Annotated in this window: 15 protein-coding genes; 10 read left to right on the top strand and 5 right to left on the bottom strand. The window is 38.8% G+C overall.

The window, feature by feature from the left end; all coding sequences use genetic code 11:
* Positions 1–108: 108 nt before the first annotated feature.
* Together H5158_RS17570 and H5158_RS17565 are read right to left on the bottom strand one after the other, a co-directional pair.
* Entirely contained in the window at positions 109–1626 is a 1518-nt protein-coding gene (locus H5158_RS17570; RefSeq protein WP_145233333.1) for a Calx-beta domain-containing protein, read from the bottom strand.
* A 297-nt stretch (positions 1627–1923) separates the two neighbouring features.
* Positions 1924–2121 (bottom strand): hypothetical protein, encoded by a 198-nt coding sequence (locus tag H5158_RS17565; RefSeq protein ID WP_145233335.1) that lies wholly within the window; start codon positions 2119–2121, stop codon positions 1924–1926.
* Between the two features lie 81 nt (positions 2122–2202).
* On the opposite strand from H5158_RS17565, the gene H5158_RS17560 reads away from it, so the two are divergent.
* Both H5158_RS17560 and H5158_RS17555 read left to right on the top strand, forming a co-directional pair.
* Positions 2203–2700 carry a GNAT family N-acetyltransferase gene (locus H5158_RS17560; protein WP_182718859.1) on the top strand — a complete coding sequence of 166 codons (498 nt, stop codon included), beginning with the start codon at positions 2203–2205 and terminating at the stop codon, positions 2698–2700.
* A gap of 81 nt (positions 2701–2781) precedes the next feature.
* Complete coding sequence (locus H5158_RS17555; protein WP_182718858.1) at positions 2782–3660, top strand: alpha/beta hydrolase; 879 nt, start codon at positions 2782–2784, stop codon at positions 3658–3660.
* 428 nt (positions 3661–4088) lie between these two features.
* Here the strand turns inward: H5158_RS17555 and H5158_RS17550 are convergent, their stop codons facing one another.
* Positions 4089–4610 (bottom strand): TetR/AcrR family transcriptional regulator, encoded by a 522-nt coding sequence (locus H5158_RS17550; RefSeq protein WP_182740531.1) that lies wholly within the window; start codon positions 4608–4610, stop codon positions 4089–4091.
* Between the two features lie 110 nt (positions 4611–4720).
* On the opposite strand from H5158_RS17550, the gene H5158_RS17545 reads away from it, so the two are divergent.
* A complete protein-coding gene (locus H5158_RS17545) occupies positions 4721–4921 on the top strand; it encodes a hypothetical protein (RefSeq protein ID WP_182740530.1) in 201 nt (66 codons plus the stop codon).
* Between the two features lie 64 nt (positions 4922–4985).
* On the opposite strand, the gene H5158_RS17540 is transcribed toward H5158_RS17545, so the two are convergent.
* On the bottom strand, positions 4986–6194 hold the full coding sequence (locus H5158_RS17540; protein ID WP_149981168.1) for a porin: 1209 nt from the start codon (positions 6192–6194) through the stop codon (positions 4986–4988).
* Between the two features lie 301 nt (positions 6195–6495).
* On the opposite strand from H5158_RS17540, the gene H5158_RS17535 reads away from it, so the two are divergent.
* The 7 genes from H5158_RS17535 to H5158_RS17505 all read left to right on the top strand — a co-directional run bounded on the left by H5158_RS17535 (position 6496) and on the right by H5158_RS17505 (position 14853).
* The gene (locus H5158_RS17535; RefSeq protein WP_145233417.1) at positions 6496–8082 is read left to right on the top strand and encodes an ABC-F family ATPase; all 1587 of its coding nucleotides are present in this window, start codon (positions 6496–6498) and stop codon (positions 8080–8082) included.
* Between the two features lie 153 nt (positions 8083–8235).
* The gene (purE, locus tag H5158_RS17530) at positions 8236–8718 is read left to right on the top strand and encodes a 5-(carboxyamino)imidazole ribonucleotide mutase (protein WP_145233343.1); all 483 of its coding nucleotides are present in this window, start codon (positions 8236–8238) and stop codon (positions 8716–8718) included.
* 1 nt (position 8719) lies between these two features.
* The gene (locus H5158_RS17525; protein ID WP_182735528.1) at positions 8720–9868 is read left to right on the top strand and encodes a 5-(carboxyamino)imidazole ribonucleotide synthase; all 1149 of its coding nucleotides are present in this window, start codon (positions 8720–8722) and stop codon (positions 9866–9868) included.
* Between the two features lie 47 nt (positions 9869–9915).
* On the top strand, positions 9916–10140 hold the full coding sequence (locus H5158_RS17520; RefSeq protein ID WP_145233348.1) for a DUF2798 domain-containing protein: 225 nt from the start codon (positions 9916–9918) through the stop codon (positions 10138–10140).
* 13 nt (positions 10141–10153) lie between these two features.
* Positions 10154–11089 (top strand): putative sulfate exporter family transporter, encoded by a 936-nt coding sequence (locus H5158_RS17515; RefSeq protein ID WP_220491351.1) that lies wholly within the window; start codon positions 10154–10156, stop codon positions 11087–11089.
* Entirely contained in the window at positions 11086–12255 is a 1170-nt protein-coding gene (locus H5158_RS17510) for an endonuclease/exonuclease/phosphatase family protein (RefSeq protein WP_182740528.1), read from the top strand. Before H5158_RS17515 ends, H5158_RS17510 begins: the two co-directional genes overlap by 4 nt.
* A 105-nt stretch (positions 12256–12360) precedes the next feature.
* Positions 12361–14853, top strand: coding sequence for a prolyl oligopeptidase family serine peptidase (locus H5158_RS17505; RefSeq protein WP_182740527.1), 2493 nt, complete (start codon positions 12361–12363; stop codon positions 14851–14853).
* A gap of 27 nt (positions 14854–14880) precedes the next feature.
* On the opposite strand, the gene rrtA is transcribed toward H5158_RS17505, so the two are convergent.
* Positions 14881–15468, bottom strand: coding sequence for a rhombosortase (rrtA, locus tag H5158_RS17500; protein ID WP_182740526.1), 588 nt, complete (start codon positions 15466–15468; stop codon positions 14881–14883).
* Between the last annotated feature and the right edge of the window lie 24 nt (positions 15469–15492).

Below are 15492 nucleotides of genomic sequence, written 5' to 3'. Positions count from 1 at the left end.
AAAGCCAGCGATGCTGGCTTTTTTTGTGGGGTAAATTTGATAATGATAAACAGGAAAGTTATGAATTACCTGAACCTTGGGTAAGGGATTTATTATCCTAAGTTCAGATTAATTACAGCCTTTTTGAATTGGTTGTGTTGTGACATTTACGACGAAGTCATTGTAGTCTCTGTCGTTTTGATCTTCCCAATATTGCTTAGTACCACTGGCTTTATAGGCTGTTTTAAGATTGTTTGCATTACCGTTCACGGAAAGTACGTAAACGATTGAATCACTGGCTTTAACGTCGTAATAACCTGATGCTCCATGCTCATCTAACAATTTAATATATTGGTTATTAACCTTAATACCCCAATCATTATTATAACCAGAATTTTCAGAGATAAAAGAGTAACTGATCCGTGTGTAATTCTCGGCAATACACTGAGCATCATCATTTAAGATAGACGCTGGTAGAGAACTTGAACCAGTTACATTAAGCTGAGCAACGGCATTGACGGTAAAGGTTTTAGTTTCACTATAGTCATCGTTATCAATTGTTGGGATTGTAAATGAAGCAGTTGTTTCACCTGCCGCAATAGTAATGACTTGATCAGAGAAACTGTAGTCGCTACTTGTTGCTGTTCCTGCTGAAGTCGATACATAAATATCACTATCTTGTTCATAACTATTGCTTAGCTCTAGTTTATAAGATAATGCGCTACCTTCGTCTACTGAATCAACAATAGGTACAATAGTAAAGCTTGGAATATCTGACACGGTGCAAACTGGTGCATCGTAGCATGCAACTGATTCGTTAAAATTAGTTGCTAAATCATTTAAACGTACTGGAAAATCTGCAACATGGCAGGTATTGCCAGTGTTTTTATTTACTTTGTACAACTCAGATTTATTAGAATGGCCTAGATCAGTTAAAATAGTTCGGCTTAATACAATATCACCTTGCTGGTTAAGTGCAGCGCCTGTGACAGTCGTTAAGTTGTGATCAGATAATTTTGTTGCCGTAAGTTCCTGCACATTCACAGTATATAAACTTGTACTGGTGACTAAGATTAATTCACCATTTTTAAATACCATGTCACCACGCCAGATACCTTGGTCATTTTCAAGGCCTGTAATATTTCCAAGTAAAGTTGTTTCGCTAGTTTCAGGATCGATCGCGTATAGCTTATCTTTATATGATCCAAGTAAGCGATTATTTTGTTGGTCATACACTAAACGATACATGTTACTTGTTCTGCCAACTTCAACATGTTCGTTTGTATCTAAATCAACATAGGCCAATTTGATGTACTTAAACTTACTGCCACTAATAGGTAGAGATTTGAGCTCTGTTGAATTAAAACCTAAGTGCTCAACATCTACTTGATATTCAATAGGGCGAGGTGCTGAGATGTAATACAAGCGATTTGTTTCCGGAATATGAGCAAGCGCTGAAGAGCTGTATTTAGCTCTAGAATGTGCTTGAGTTTGTTGTGTATATTCGTCTAGTTTAAATATAATACCGGTGTCACCGCGTCCAGCATTAATACCATAAAGTTGACCGTTACATTGGTTTGCATGCGCAACTTGCAAAGATGAAAGGATAGCAACAGACAGGGTTGTAATTTTTAGCGTTGTTTTCATTTAGAGTAGGCCTTTTAACGAGGATCCATTGTTACAGCTATAGTTAGTCTGAGGTAATTACAATTTGGTTTATAGCTGCCTATCCTTGTTCCCAAAATTGTATTGCTTAATTCCTATAAGCCGAGCGCATCCGTTATTAACCTCAAAGTATTGTACAATTATCCTAATGGTTGATTACAAAAGCAACATATCTTAACGAACGGTTGGCATTTATACACGAAATGCTGGCTAAATTGAGGTGTTTTATAATACTAAAGGCTTTATTTTGTATCTTTAACGGGGAATTTTAAGTTGTGGCTATTTTTGTTCACGAGCAAGCTGGTTAGGTAATAACTGTTCAATGATTTCACGTGCAGGTAACGTATAACGCACACCATCAAACATAACAGATGTAAATTCATTAATGCTAGTAATACCTGTAAGGGTCCAACCTTCACCGCGCTTTGGGCAATACACTGTGGTTGTAGGTTGTATTACTTTAAATTCGTCATTCATAATTAGCTCAGTTATTAACTTGTATGGCGGGTATCTTAAGGGAATAATAGCGGGCTTTAAAGCCGTAATTTAATTTTATTTATGAACAATGAGTTTGCACTAAGTCGAATCACATTAAAGCCAATTAAGCATAGGGACTGTAGTGCGTTGTGGGCTATTTTGTCTGAGCCGTTAGTTGCTCAGTTTAATGACTATGCAGTGCCACTTGCACGTGATGACGTAAAACAACTGATCCAAGATGATATTACTGGCATGTATGAAGGAAATACGCTGCGCTTTGGAATGTACTTACTAAATACGTCGACCTTGATTGGCTGCATTGGTTTATATGATATTGAAGAAGATACTGCTTGGTTAGGTTTTGAGTTGTCACCAAATCATTGGGGGAATGGGTTTATGTCTGAAGCATTAGCATTTATGCTAACAAATATAACAGCCGTTGTTGCGCAGTTAGGCAATGAGTTGAGCATTACTAATTTACAGGCGAAAGTGGCGACAGAAAATAGCCAAAGCCAGCAACTACTTCGCCGTTTTAAATTCACTCATGTAGCGAGTGAACAATGGTTGTATCAACTGTAAATCACACTTTGTTACATAACGGTAGTTTAATTAAAAATACAGAAAGGGTATTGTTTTTAAAACAATCTTTACCTGAAAGCTATGCTGCTATTAAAAAAACTAAATCGCACTGCAATCATAATTCTATTGAGTACAGCCGGCTTCATTGCATGCGCTATTGTCATTTATAAATATAACGCGCATTACACGTCAAATTTTAAAGACATCACTATTTATTCTCAGGTATTGGATGAAAGTAGGAAAGTGTTTATTCGTTTACCTAACAATTTTGAGCCAAATAAGCGCTACTCCTTGATCATTAGAACCGATGGTAACTTTAATCTTACGCAGTGGGATTCAGTGATGACTGAGTTACCAGCGCAGCAAGATACAATTTTAGTGTCTATTCCTAATCAATTTTGGACCTTTACCAGAAATCGTGATTTAGTGCCGCCGTATGCACGCCAAGATGTGAATACCCAGGCAAGACCAGCAAGTGAAAATTCACCAGAATTATTTGGTCAAGCAGATCAATTTTTGGCTTTTATTGAAGGTGAGTTATTACCGTATTTAGAATCACATTATAAGCTAGATAATAATCGTGTTTTGTCGGGCTATTCAGCAGGAGGGAGTTTTGTTTTATACACTATGAGTACAAAGCCTTGGCTGTTTAACGGTTATTTTGCATTTAGTCCGGCTGCTTGGTACGACGATATGACCGTTGTAAAAGAGTTTGATCGATTCTTATCGCAACGATGCCTCAATACAGACGATAACATACCGCTGTCGCTCTATATAACAGTAGGAGGCGCCGAGCATCCTTTAATGTTAAGTGCCTTTGCTGGTCTTAATAATAGCCTTAACATATATGCTAATGATATTATTTGGAATAGCAGAATTAATGAAGGTTTAGAGCACAGGGAAAACCCGGTGCATAGTGTTAAGCAGGCACTCGATTTCTATAATTCATCAATAAACTAATATGCTTAACTAAATAATAAGACAGTAATAAACCACAAAAGAACACATCATACCATAATTGTTAATTAAGATAACTCTGCATAAAAAGTTATTTTCAACTAAAAGCTATCGAGAAGAATCATGAGCTTGATAAATCAAAGTTAGTAATTCGATTAAACGTATCACAAGAGTTATGTTTATTTGGCTATGGAGGGATCTTCATTGATACAACGACAACGTCTTAAATCAAAAAATATCAGTAAACAGTCGGTAATTGCAGCGAATTAGTAGGGGTTTAGAAGGTGAGTTTTATTTACACACTAACGACGTTTAATTTATCAATAGATAAGTTACAGAGTTTGCACTTAAACATAGAAAATCGCTATTACTTTAAATTAAAAGCTTAGATTTAATGCCCAAAGTGAAACACAGAGTGAAATAAGTTGTCGCTAAAGAATAGATATTTTGCTGGTTAGTTGGCGTAGCATTTTTTCAGGTTCTGGCGCAGGTTCATTTAACCCTGAAATAATGGTCATAAAATAACAATCTAACATCACACTTGCTTTTATATCGTCAAACTCTTGCTGTTCATTGAACAGCCGTTTTTTAAACTCACTCATTTGCTGTTCAAAAAAAGCAGCTTGCCAAATCATATCGCTTATCAATATTTTACTAAATTCAATGTTATTACAATAAAATTCAAACAACGGTAGGGCATAGTGACGTAACTTTAGCCTTGGTGCATGTTGGCGATCAGTTAAACTAGTCTGATGAATGATCGTATCTATTTGTTGCTGCATTCCTGCTTTTAGTAAGTCGATTTTATTTTCGAAATGACTAAACACAGTACCAACGGCCACATTAGCCGCTTTTGCAATTTCTCGTGTAGATGTATGAGCATAACCTTGCTCTAAGAATAACAGCCAAGCCGAGGTAAGAATTTTATTATAGGTTTGCGTTTTTTTATTCATTGTATATCAATTAATTATATTTAACTTGTGATAGTAAAGATGAAGTTACTTGAAAAAGTGACTGCGCTCAATTATATTTATGAGCGCGCTCATTTAAACAAGGAACTTATATGAACTTTATCAAACAAGTTATTGGTTACGGACTATTTATCCCATTTATTATTTTTTATTCTTACATGCTAGGACCATTACTTAAAGCAATTTTATTACCGGGTGGAATTTTAATGTTATGGATAATTTTAGGACCTAAGGAAGGTTATTTGGCTTTGACAAAAGCGTTTGCAACTAAAGGTAAAGCAAAAAAAATGTGATCGCAGCGGGTGCTAAATATTAGCAAAACAGGCTGATTAAATAATCAGCCTGTCAGTGTTCTAGTTATAATGTGTAATGAAAACCAAATGCAATGCCATCATCTTCTGATAGACCCATTTGATATTCTTGCTCTTTATCGGCACTTGAAAAATCACTAAAGTCTTTACGTGCTTCAATGTAAAAAATCGTATCTTCGTCGAATAGATAGTGAAAGCCAAGTACTGTAAATTGACGTTTAAAGTTGTCATTAGGATCGGCGTTAAAATTTGGTTGGATCACGTAATCTGTTCCAGCATCATAGACGTTATATGCAATGAAGGTACGAATGTCATTATCAAACTTATAAGATAATAAAGACTCTACCCCAATCGCGTCTTTGATCAGACGGCCTAAGTTATCGGTATCATGATTTTCATTTTTGTTGATATTTGCGGCAAAATAAAGGCCATCATTGTTGAAGTTACCCCAAGTAACGCCTGCGCCATAAATAAAATCATTAACAGACTGAATTCGTCCTGCTGCGTAATTTACGGTCAGTTCTCCGCGGTTAAACCCAGCAGAAAGTTTTAAGTCGTCGCTTACTGAATAGGTAACGGCTGCCCCATAGGTTGAATTAAATTCTACTTGTTGAGCAAGATCACTGCCATTTTCCCACAAAGTCTGACAAGCAGCTTCAGAAATGGCTTCGATATCGCAAGTATAAAAATCATTATTTTTAAATTGCACTTGTGTTGCAATACTAAAATCACCGAACGTATTACGATACTGCAATAACTTGTCACCGCGCCCGGTACCATTAATTGCACCATCGTCTTTGTTGTAGGTGTAAACACCGGCTGCATTACCATCCCAAACTAGGCTATAGTTAGTACTATAAACTACGTCGTACCAAGCACCCCATTGTTTACCAATTGTCACTTGTCCGTATTTTTCATGTGCTATACCTACATAACCAAGTCGGTTATATAAAAATTTATCTTGAATAGATTCAAAGCGGTTGTTATAGATAATATCGCTACTACCAACAGGGTTTACACCCCATTCTAATAAGGCTAAAGCTGACCACTGATCTTTTAGTTTGCGACTAAAATCAAAGCTAATCCGTGATGCACCATTAACTATTTCAGTTTGCCCTTGTGTGTGGATTATTCTGGCGTCAATAAAACCACCGATGGTTAAATTGTTTTTTCCGTCATCATAAACCTCAACAGCGTTTACGCTCGGTGCTATCAAAGCGCTTGCGATGATGACCCCAATTAATTTTCTATTCATTTAATATTGCCTTGTGTGCTATTTATCATTGTCCTTTGGTCGCGCAGACTAACAAAGCTAAATTAATGGCTAAAGTGAAAAAATATCATCAAAAAATGATAGAGGAAATTTGAATTGTTAATTTATGTTCTTTTTGTGTGCAGCTACACAATACTAGCATAATAAATTGACCTAAATTAGCTTATTTCGATGGACAGCAGCTATAGCCCACGAAGCTAATAATTCATGGAAAAATAAGCCTATTTGGTTTACACTCCAGCCAATTTTATTTCTTTGATTTTCCCCGTTGGAGGGTAGCGCTATCATCAGTACAGCTAACATCACCATGCAATTTGGTGCTAAACCGTTATTTGAGAATATTTCAGCTAAATTTGGCGAAGGTAACCGTTATGGTTTAATTGGCGCAAATGGCTGTGGTAAATCAACATTTATGAAAATCTTAAGTGGGGAATTGGAACCGTCAGCTGGTAATGTAAGTACTGATCCAAATGAACGTGTTGCTAAACTAAACCAAGACCAGTTCGCTTACGAAGAATATTCAGTTATTGACACTGTGATAATGGGCCACAAAGAGCTGTGGGCGATTAAACAAGAGCGTGATCGTATCTATAGCTTGCCTGAAATGAGTGAAGAGGATGGCATGAAGGTTGCCGATCTTGAAACTGAGTTTGCTGAAATGGATGGCTATTCTGCAGAATCTAAAGCCGGCGAGCTACTAATGGGCGTAGGTATTGCAACTGATCAGCATTACGGTCCGATGTCAGAGATTGCTCCTGGTTTTAAACTGCGTGTGCTTCTTGCGCAAGTGTTATTTTCAGATCCAGATATCATGCTACTCGATGAGCCAACTAATAACTTGGATATTTATACTATCAAGTGGCTCGAAGATGTACTGAATCAACGTGATTGCACAATGATCATCATTTCCCATGACCGTCATTTCTTAAACTCTGTATGTACGCATATGGCTGATATTGATTATGGTGAATTGCGTATTTACCCAGGTAACTATGACGAATATATGTTTGCAGCAACGCAAGCTCGTGAACGCTTATTAAGTGAAAATGCCAAGAAGAAAAATCAAATTGCTGAGCTACAACAGTTTGTTTCACGCTTTTCAGCTAATGCATCTAAAGCAAAACAAGCAACATCTCGTGCCAAGCGAATTGACAAGATTCAATTAGATGAAGTTAAAGCATCGTCACGTCAAACACCGTTCATTCGTTTTGAGCAAGAAAAACAGTTATTCCGTAATGCCCTTGAATTAACAAACTTAGGCCAAGGTTTTGACGATATGCTGTTCACTGGCCTTGAAGGCTTAGTTGAAGTAGGCGAGCGTATCGCTATCATTGGTGAAAATGGGGTTGGTAAAACAACACTATTAAATACTTTAGCAGGTCGTTTGGCACCGAAGCAAGGCGAGTTTAAATGGTCTGAAAACCATAATATCGGTTATTATGCGCAAGATCATGCTGATGAATTTGCCACCGATATGAACTTATTTCAGTGGATGGAGCAATGGCAGCAAGAAGGCGATGATGAACAAGTTGTTCGCAGTTTCTTAGGCCGTATGTTGTTCTCACAAAATGATATTAAAAAGTCTGTAAAAGTAATATCTGGTGGTGAGCAAGGCCGCATGCTATTTGGTAAGATTATGATGCATAAACCAAATATCCTATTAATGGATGAGCCAACGAACCACATGGACATGGAGTCAATAGAAGCATTAAACCTTGCGCTAGAAGCATATGAAGGTACGTTAATGTTTGTATCTCACGACCGTCAATTTGTATCCTCAGTTGCAACCCGTATTTGGGAAATCAAAGACGGCAAAATAATTGATTTCAGAGGTACTTACTCTGAATATTTAGCCAGTAAAGAAGGCTAAAGCTCAATTTACATACTGATCAAAAAGCCATGCTAGTCATGGCTTTTTTGTTACTCGATATTCGCAATTTAACAATTAATACGTGTATAATGACCGCCTTTAATGCGGACATAAGTCCGCTATAGGTATTAAAACCATTACTGAGGAGTATTTATGACTGTTGGCATTATTATGGGTTCCAAGTCAGATTGGCCAACTATGGAACATGCGGCGATCATGCTAGATAAATTTGGCATCGCTTACGAAACTAAAGTTGTATCGGCTCATCGTACTCCTCAACTACTCGCTGATTACGCAAGTTCAGCAGCAGAACGTGGTATTAAAGTAATTATTGCCGGTGCCGGTGGTGCAGCGCATTTACCAGGTATGGCCGCTGCTTTCACATCGTTACCAGTATTAGGTGTGCCGGTTAAGTCTAAAACGTTAAATGGCATTGATTCATTGCTGTCGATTTGCCAAATGCCAAAAGGTGTTGCGGTAGGTACATTAGCAATTGGTGAAGCTGGTGCTGCAAATGCAGGATTATTAGCTGCACAGATTTTAGGTTGTCAGCAACCGGAAATATTCGCCAAAGTTGAAGCGTTCCGTAAAGAACAAACCGAAACTATTTTAGCTAACCCAAATCCAGCAGAGTAATATGACTATTTTAATTTTAGGAGCCGGCCAATTAGCACGTATGATGTGTTTAGCTGGTGCGCCATTGAATTTAAATGTGGTTGCGTATGATGTTGGTAGTAAAAAAATTGTTCACCCATTAACTGGGCAAATCTATACTACAACGTTAGAGCAAGCCATTGTAGATGCTCATGCGATCACTGCTGAGTTTGAGCATATTCCTGATGATGTGCTAACGCTATGCTGTGCAAGCAAAAAGTTTTATCCGGGTAAAGCCGCGATTAAAACGGGTGGCGATCGCGCCCTAGAAAAAGCATTACTAAGTAAAACCGCGGTTAAGTGCGCACCATATCAGTTAATCACTGAAAAAGCCCATTTAGAACAAGCCGTTGCTAGCTTGGGTAAGCCATTAGTGATCAAAACCTGTCAAGCCGGTTACGATGGAAAAGGCCAGTGGCGTTTAAAATCAGATGATCAAATTGAGCAGATATGGTCACAAATGGCTGATTTTATTGCCTCCGGTACTGAATCCGCGCCACACACTATTATTGCCGAACAAATGATCCCATTTGATCGTGAAGTATCAATCATAGGTGTTCGCGATAAAAGTGGTAATACCGCTATTTACCCACTTACTGAAAACCAGCATACCAATGGTGTTTTAACCTTATCTATCGCCGGTAAAGAAAAATCAGTGATTCAACAACAAGCTGAAGATGCATTTAATAAATTGGCTAATGAGCTTGATTACGTTGGTGTATTGGCGATTGAGTTTTTCGATGTGGCAGGGCAGTTATTGGTCAATGAAATTGCTCCTCGGGTTCATAATTCTGGTCATTGGACCCAACAAGGCGCGCATTGCAGTCAATTTGAAAATCATATGCGTGCAGTCTCTGGGCTGCCATTAGGTAGCACACAATTACAGCGTGTTACGGCAATGGTGAATGTGCTCGGACAAGCCGCGATTCCTCAGCAAGTACTAAGCATTGCTGAGGTTACGAGTCATTGGTATGGTAAAACAGCAAAGCCTGGTCGTAAAATGGGCCATATTAATGTATCTGCTGCGAACCTTCATGAGTTAGGTGAACGCTTAGCACAATTGTCGGAGTATCTTCCGGAGGAAGATTATCCCGGCGTATTAGCGGCCAGCACCGCGTTGATTTTAAATTAACTAAAAAAGCCGAGTTTATCTCGGCTTTTTACTTGAGGAATGGTTTTATGATTAGCGCTAAATACAGAACCGTGGTATTCGCTTTTTTCATGGCATTATTTATGTCTGGTTTTATGTCATTGGTAATTTCAATTTTTAATGTTGGTTTAATTGATAACATAGTTTCTATTTGGTTAGCGGCGTGGGCTTTTGCATTTTGTGTCGCATTTCCTACCGTAATTCTTGTAGCACCAGTTGTGCATAAGCTCACTACAAAGATTGTGCGCTCGTAACGAAGGGATTATTTTGTCTGTGTCTGATCGGATTAAAAAGCCTCTATACCTGCTTTTTTTTGGCCTGTGTATCACCCCTTTAATTGGTGGTGGTAGTGCCCTAATTTGTGGCGCGATGTTTGCAATTTTGCTCGGTAATCCATTTGCAGAGCTATCCCAAAAGGCAAGTAAATGGATGCTCAAAGCCGCGGTGGTTGGCTTAGGTTTTGCTGTTGATTTTAATCAGGTGATTGAAGTTGGTCGCAGTTCGCTGGTACTGACCATAGTCAGTATTACAGCGATCATTGGTCTTGGTGAAATTTTAACGCAAGTCTTTAAATTAAATCGTAACACAGGTGTATTAATATCATTCGGTACGGCTATTTGTGGAGGCAGTGCGATTGCAGCAATGGCGCCGGTAATTAAAGCTAAAGATCACGAAGTAGCGGTTGCACTTGGTGTAGTGTTTTTATTAAACGGTGTCGGTTTGCTACTATTTCCAACCATTGGTCATTACTTTAGTTTAAGCCAACACCAATTTGGTTTATGGGCAGCGTTAGCTATTCATGATACCAGCAGTGTAGTAGGGGCGTCAGCAGCTTATGGAGCTGTGGCACTAAGTATTGCTACAACAGTTAAGCTCACACGTGCGATGTGGATCATTCCCTACACTACGATTGCAGGTGTCTTTTGGCGCTCAGAAGAAAAGGCCAGCATTCCTTTATTTATTGTTGGTTTTTTAGCTGCTGCATTGATAAATACGTATTTACCTCAATTTACGGATCTCTGGCAGCTGATCAACACCGTAGCAAAACAACTATTGGTAATGACTTTATTCTTAATTGGCAGTGGCTTATCACTGGCTGTATTAAAACAAGCAGGACTAAAGCCCTTTATAATGGCAATTATTTTATGGATAGTCGTAAGTAGTGTCATTTTGTTATTAATTTTAGATGGATATATCGTATGAAGAAGCAGTTTTCTATCGCCACATTAGCTTGCCTATTAATCAGTGGTTTTTCTAACTCAGCATTGGCCGCGTCATCTTTACGTGTAGCCACGTTTAATGTGAGCATGGATGCAACAAATTATGCTGAAAATGATAACCCCCTTGATGCCAAAGGTTTGGTAAATGCATTACAAAGTGATCATCCACAAATCAAAAATATTGCCGAGATCATTCAACGTATTCGCCCTGACATTTTATTATTAAATGAATTTGATTATGTCAGCAAAGCGCAAGGCATTGATTATTTTAAAACGCACTACCTTGCTAAAAGCCAAAATAAACAGCCCGCTATAGATTATCCGTACAGCTATGTTGGCCCAGTAAACACAGGTTTGAAAACGCCATTTGATCTAGATAATGACGGCCAAGCAACTGGTATTAAAGGGGATGCATTTGGTTTTGGCTTTTTTGAAGGCCATTATGGTATGGCCGTTTTATCTCGCTACCCAATTGATTTTGATAAAATTCGTACCTTACAAACCTTTAAATACAAAGATATGCCAGATGCTAAAATGCCTATTGATCCAACTACAGGTGAAAATTGGTATAACAACGAAGAATGGCAAGCTTTGAGACTCAGTTCAAAATCGTTTTGGGATATTCCGGTTACTGTAAAAGGTAAAACCCTGCACGTTATTGCATCGCACCCAACGCCTCCTGTATTTGATGGTGCTGAAGATAGAAACGGCTTACGTAATCATGATGAAGTACGTTTGATTAAAGATTATATCGCCAGCGCAGATTACCTCTATGACGATCATGGTGTCAAAGGCGGGTTAGCTGAAAAATCACGATTTGTTATAGTCGGAGATTTAAATGCGGCTCCTGAAGGAGATAAAAAACGCCCAGATACAACGGATCAACTTTTAAAAAATTCATTAATAAATAGTCAATTTACACCAACTAGTAAGGGCGCTAAAACCACTTACAGTGAAAAATATGCTGCGGCTTACACAGCTTACTGGCAAGCTCGTGCAGATTATGTTTTGCCTTCAAGTTATGGCATTGAAGTCCATGACGGTGGGGTATTTTGGCCAACTAAAAGTAGCGAGTTGTACCGGTTAATTAAAGATCGTAATGCATCGTCAGATCATCGCATGGTGTGGTTAGATATTTCTATAAAGTAACTTGGTTATTAAACAGCAAAGTTTGGCTGTTTGTCTGAAATAATTGCTATTACATAGGTGCTTCTGCTTAAATTGGGGGAATTACAATAACCTTACAGAAGCCCTATGATTTTTAAATCTTCTACTCAAAAAACCTTAATTGCACTTGCCGTCGCGTCCAGCGTTATGTTGTCCGGTTGTCAATCAACCGCATCTACCCCTACAGAGCAACCACAATCAACTGTTGCCAGCGTTGTTGTAACACCTGCAGATACAGGTAGCAGCGCAATCACACTTGAGCAAGCAATGGCTCATCCTGATTGGTTAGGCCGCCAAGCAGAGCGTGCGTTTTGGGCTACTGATTCAAAAACAGTTGTCTATGCGCAAAAACAACAAGGTAATGAGCTTCGAGACTTATTTACACAAGCTGTTGATAGCCAAGCTGCAAGCCAAGTAGCGTTAAATAAGTTGCATACATTAGGGGCTGGTGATGCTGTTTATTCAGCGGATCGTTCACAGCAAGCTTATGTGTTTGAAGGTAATGTATTTGTAAAGAACATCAATACAGGTGCAATTACACAAATTACTCACGACAGTGCTAAACAATCTAAACCGCAATTTTTAACTAATGGTAATTTAGCTTATCGTCAAGGAAACACTTTTTATAAAGTAGATCTGGCAACGGGACTGCAAGCTGAGCTTGTAAATCTTCATTTGAGCGATGCACCAAAAGGAGTTACAGAGCCTGAAACTTACATCGCTAAAGAACAGCATAAACTGATTGATTACATTGCGCTGACCCATAAAAATAAAAAAGATAAACAAGCGCGCAAAGAGCAACTCAACCAGCAAAATAGTTCAATTGCCAATGCTCAGTTTTACTTAGGTAAAGGCAATGAGTTAGCCGATGTGCAGTTATCACCAAATGGTAAAGCCTTAATTGCTGTTGTCACAGAAGCCAGACCTTGGCGAGATGAAGCCGACATCATGCCAAACTATATTGCTGATGATGCACGGGTAAAAGCTGAAAAAGTACGTCGTCGTGTTGCTGATGAAAAACCACAAACCTCGCAAGTTATCTACATAGATTTAACTGAGCAAACGCAAACAGCACTCGCATTTGATACCTTACCTGGTTTTGATGAAGACGTGCTAGCTTCAGTTAAAAAAGAAAACTATGCCCGTGACGGCAAAACATATGAATCTAAAAAAGAACTTCGTGCTATCAACCTAATGATGGATTGGGGATGGGATCAAAGTGCTATCGTCTGGAACAAAGCCGGCACGCAAGTCGCGATTATGCTTGAAGCATGGGATAACAAAGACCGTTGGTTAGCTACTGTTGATGCTGAAAATTCAAAACTTGTTTCACAACACCGTTTACACGATGATGCATGGGTTAACTATGCTTATAACGATTTTGGCTGGTTAAATAATTCAGATACCTTGTATTATTTATCTGAAGAAACAGGCTATAGCCACCTATATAAAAAACCACTCAATGGTAAAGCAACACAACTTACCAAAGGCCAGTTTGTCGTATCGAACCTCACACTAACAGATGACGACAGTGCAATTTACTACAAAGCCAATGTTGAGCATCCTGGTCTATATGAAATCTACCGCGTTGATCCACAAACGGCAAAATCAGAGCAAGTAACCAACTTAGACGGTATGACCGACTATAAATTAAGCCCTGATCAAAGCAAATTATTGTTAACACATTCCAAAATCATGGCTCCACCAGAGTTATATGTTGCTGATGCAAAAGCGAATACAACTGCAACGCAGCTAACTCATACAGTATCGAGTGAATTTTTAGCAAAACAATTAATTGCGCCTAAAATTGTTGCGGTACCGTCAAGTCATACCGAACAACCGGTATACGCTAAAGTATATTACCCAGCAGACTATGTAGAAGGTGAGAGCGGCAAAAACCGCAAAGCGATCATTTTTAACCATGGCGCAGGTTATCTACAAAACTCACACATGGGTTGGTCAGGTTACTTCCGCGAATTTATGTTTCATTCATTACTAGCCTCTGAAGGTTATGTAGTGATGGACATGGATTATCGCGCATCAAAAGGTTATGGACGTGATTGGCGTACGGCGATTTACCGTCAAATGGGTACCCCAGAAATTGAAGACTTAGCCGATGGTGTTAAATGGATGGCTGAAAATGCCAATGTTGATACCGGTGCTGTGGGTACATATGGCGGCTCTTATGGTGGCTTTATGACCTTTATGGCGTTATTTACTCAGCCTGATTTATTTCAAGCAGGGGCTGCGCTTCGTCCAGTTACCGATTGGGCACACTATAATGGTCCATACACATCAAACATTTTAAATCACCCAGATGTTGATCCAATTGCGTATGAAAAAAGTTCGCCTATATATTATGCGCAGGGACTTAAAAACCGCTTATTGATCAACGCCCCTATGGTTGATAATAATGTGTTTTTCCAAGACTCAGTACGCTTAGTACAGCGTTTAATTGAGCTTGAAAAAGAAAACTTTGAAACGGCTATATTTCCAGTCGAACCACATGGTTTTGTACAGCCTTCTAGTTGGTTAGATGAATACCGTCGTATTCATAAACTATTTAAAGAAAGTTTATAAGCACTTAAATGTTAGACAACGCCAAGCTTATGCTTGGCGTTTTTTTATATAATTGATCAGCAGTGGCGTTGCGAGTACTATTCCGCCAATTGCACCTATTAAGTGAGCATCAACAGCAACCCGAGAGGCAATTAATTTACTCACTTCAGCACTGGGGCCATGAAATTGTTCATAAGCAATTTTAAGCCAAATACCGATAAACAATAACCCGCCGCTTTTCATGCCAACTTCAATATCTTTGATTGCCCCCCACACAATTACACCATGCAGTAGTGCACTCAATCCGGTGTAAATGTGAATGTCAGGACAAAAAAAGTAAACCCCAATACCGCACCAAGCAGCCAAAAATAAGGTGTGCAATGCATATTGCGTCGGTTTTGTATGCTCAGCATGTAACGCCCATATCAGTACGATACCGGCACAATTTAATGCTAAGTGCGCCCAGTTAGCATGCACATATTGGCTCGTGATCAAACGCCATACTTGGCCTTGGTCAATGAGCTGGCGATTAAACTCTAAATCATCATTTAAATTAAACGCTGCAAATAGGGCGCTTAATGCCATTAAACACAGCGGGGGTAAAATATATCGGGGTTGAAGTGGTAAATTGACCATTTTATTCTTATTTTTACAGCAAAA

Source organism: Pseudoalteromonas sp. SR45-6, from assembly GCF_014163545.1.
GTDB classification, from domain to species: Bacteria; Pseudomonadota; Gammaproteobacteria; order Enterobacterales; family Alteromonadaceae; genus Pseudoalteromonas; species Pseudoalteromonas rhizosphaerae.
The sequence above is the reverse complement of the archived record's forward strand: the minus strand, read 5'-3'. Positions and strand labels throughout refer to the sequence as shown.

Excerpts from the sequence above, each read along its gene's own strand:
- H5158_RS17520 (WP_145233348.1), top strand. The coding sequence starts at position 9,916 with ATGATTAGCGCTAAATACAGAACCGTGGTATTCGCTTTTTTCATGGCA.
- H5158_RS17540 (WP_149981168.1), bottom strand. The coding sequence starts at position 6,194 with ATGAATAGAAAATTAATTGGGGTCATCATCGCAAGCGCTTTGATAGCA.
- H5158_RS17550 (WP_182740531.1), bottom strand. The coding sequence starts at position 4,610 with ATGAATAAAAAAACGCAAACCTATAATAAAATTCTTACCTCGGCTTGG.
- purE (WP_145233343.1), top strand. The coding sequence starts at position 8,236 with ATGACTGTTGGCATTATTATGGGTTCCAAGTCAGATTGGCCAACTATG.
- H5158_RS17570 (WP_145233333.1), bottom strand. The coding sequence starts at position 1,626 with ATGAAAACAACGCTAAAAATTACAACCCTGTCTGTTGCTATCCTTTCA.
- H5158_RS17565 (WP_145233335.1), bottom strand. The coding sequence starts at position 2,121 with ATGAATGACGAATTTAAAGTAATACAACCTACAACCACAGTGTATTGC.
- H5158_RS17555 (WP_182718858.1), top strand. The coding sequence starts at position 2,782 with ATGCTGCTATTAAAAAAACTAAATCGCACTGCAATCATAATTCTATTG.
- H5158_RS17525 (WP_182735528.1), top strand. The coding sequence starts at position 8,720 with ATGACTATTTTAATTTTAGGAGCCGGCCAATTAGCACGTATGATGTGT.
- H5158_RS17560 (WP_182718859.1), top strand. The coding sequence starts at position 2,203 with ATGAACAATGAGTTTGCACTAAGTCGAATCACATTAAAGCCAATTAAG.
- H5158_RS17505 (WP_182740527.1), top strand. The coding sequence starts at position 12,361 with ATGATTTTTAAATCTTCTACTCAAAAAACCTTAATTGCACTTGCCGTC.
- H5158_RS17545 (WP_182740530.1), top strand. The coding sequence starts at position 4,721 with ATGAACTTTATCAAACAAGTTATTGGTTACGGACTATTTATCCCATTT.
- H5158_RS17510 (WP_182740528.1), top strand. The coding sequence starts at position 11,086 with ATGAAGAAGCAGTTTTCTATCGCCACATTAGCTTGCCTATTAATCAGT.
- rrtA (WP_182740526.1), bottom strand. The coding sequence starts at position 15,468 with ATGGTCAATTTACCACTTCAACCCCGATATATTTTACCCCCGCTGTGT.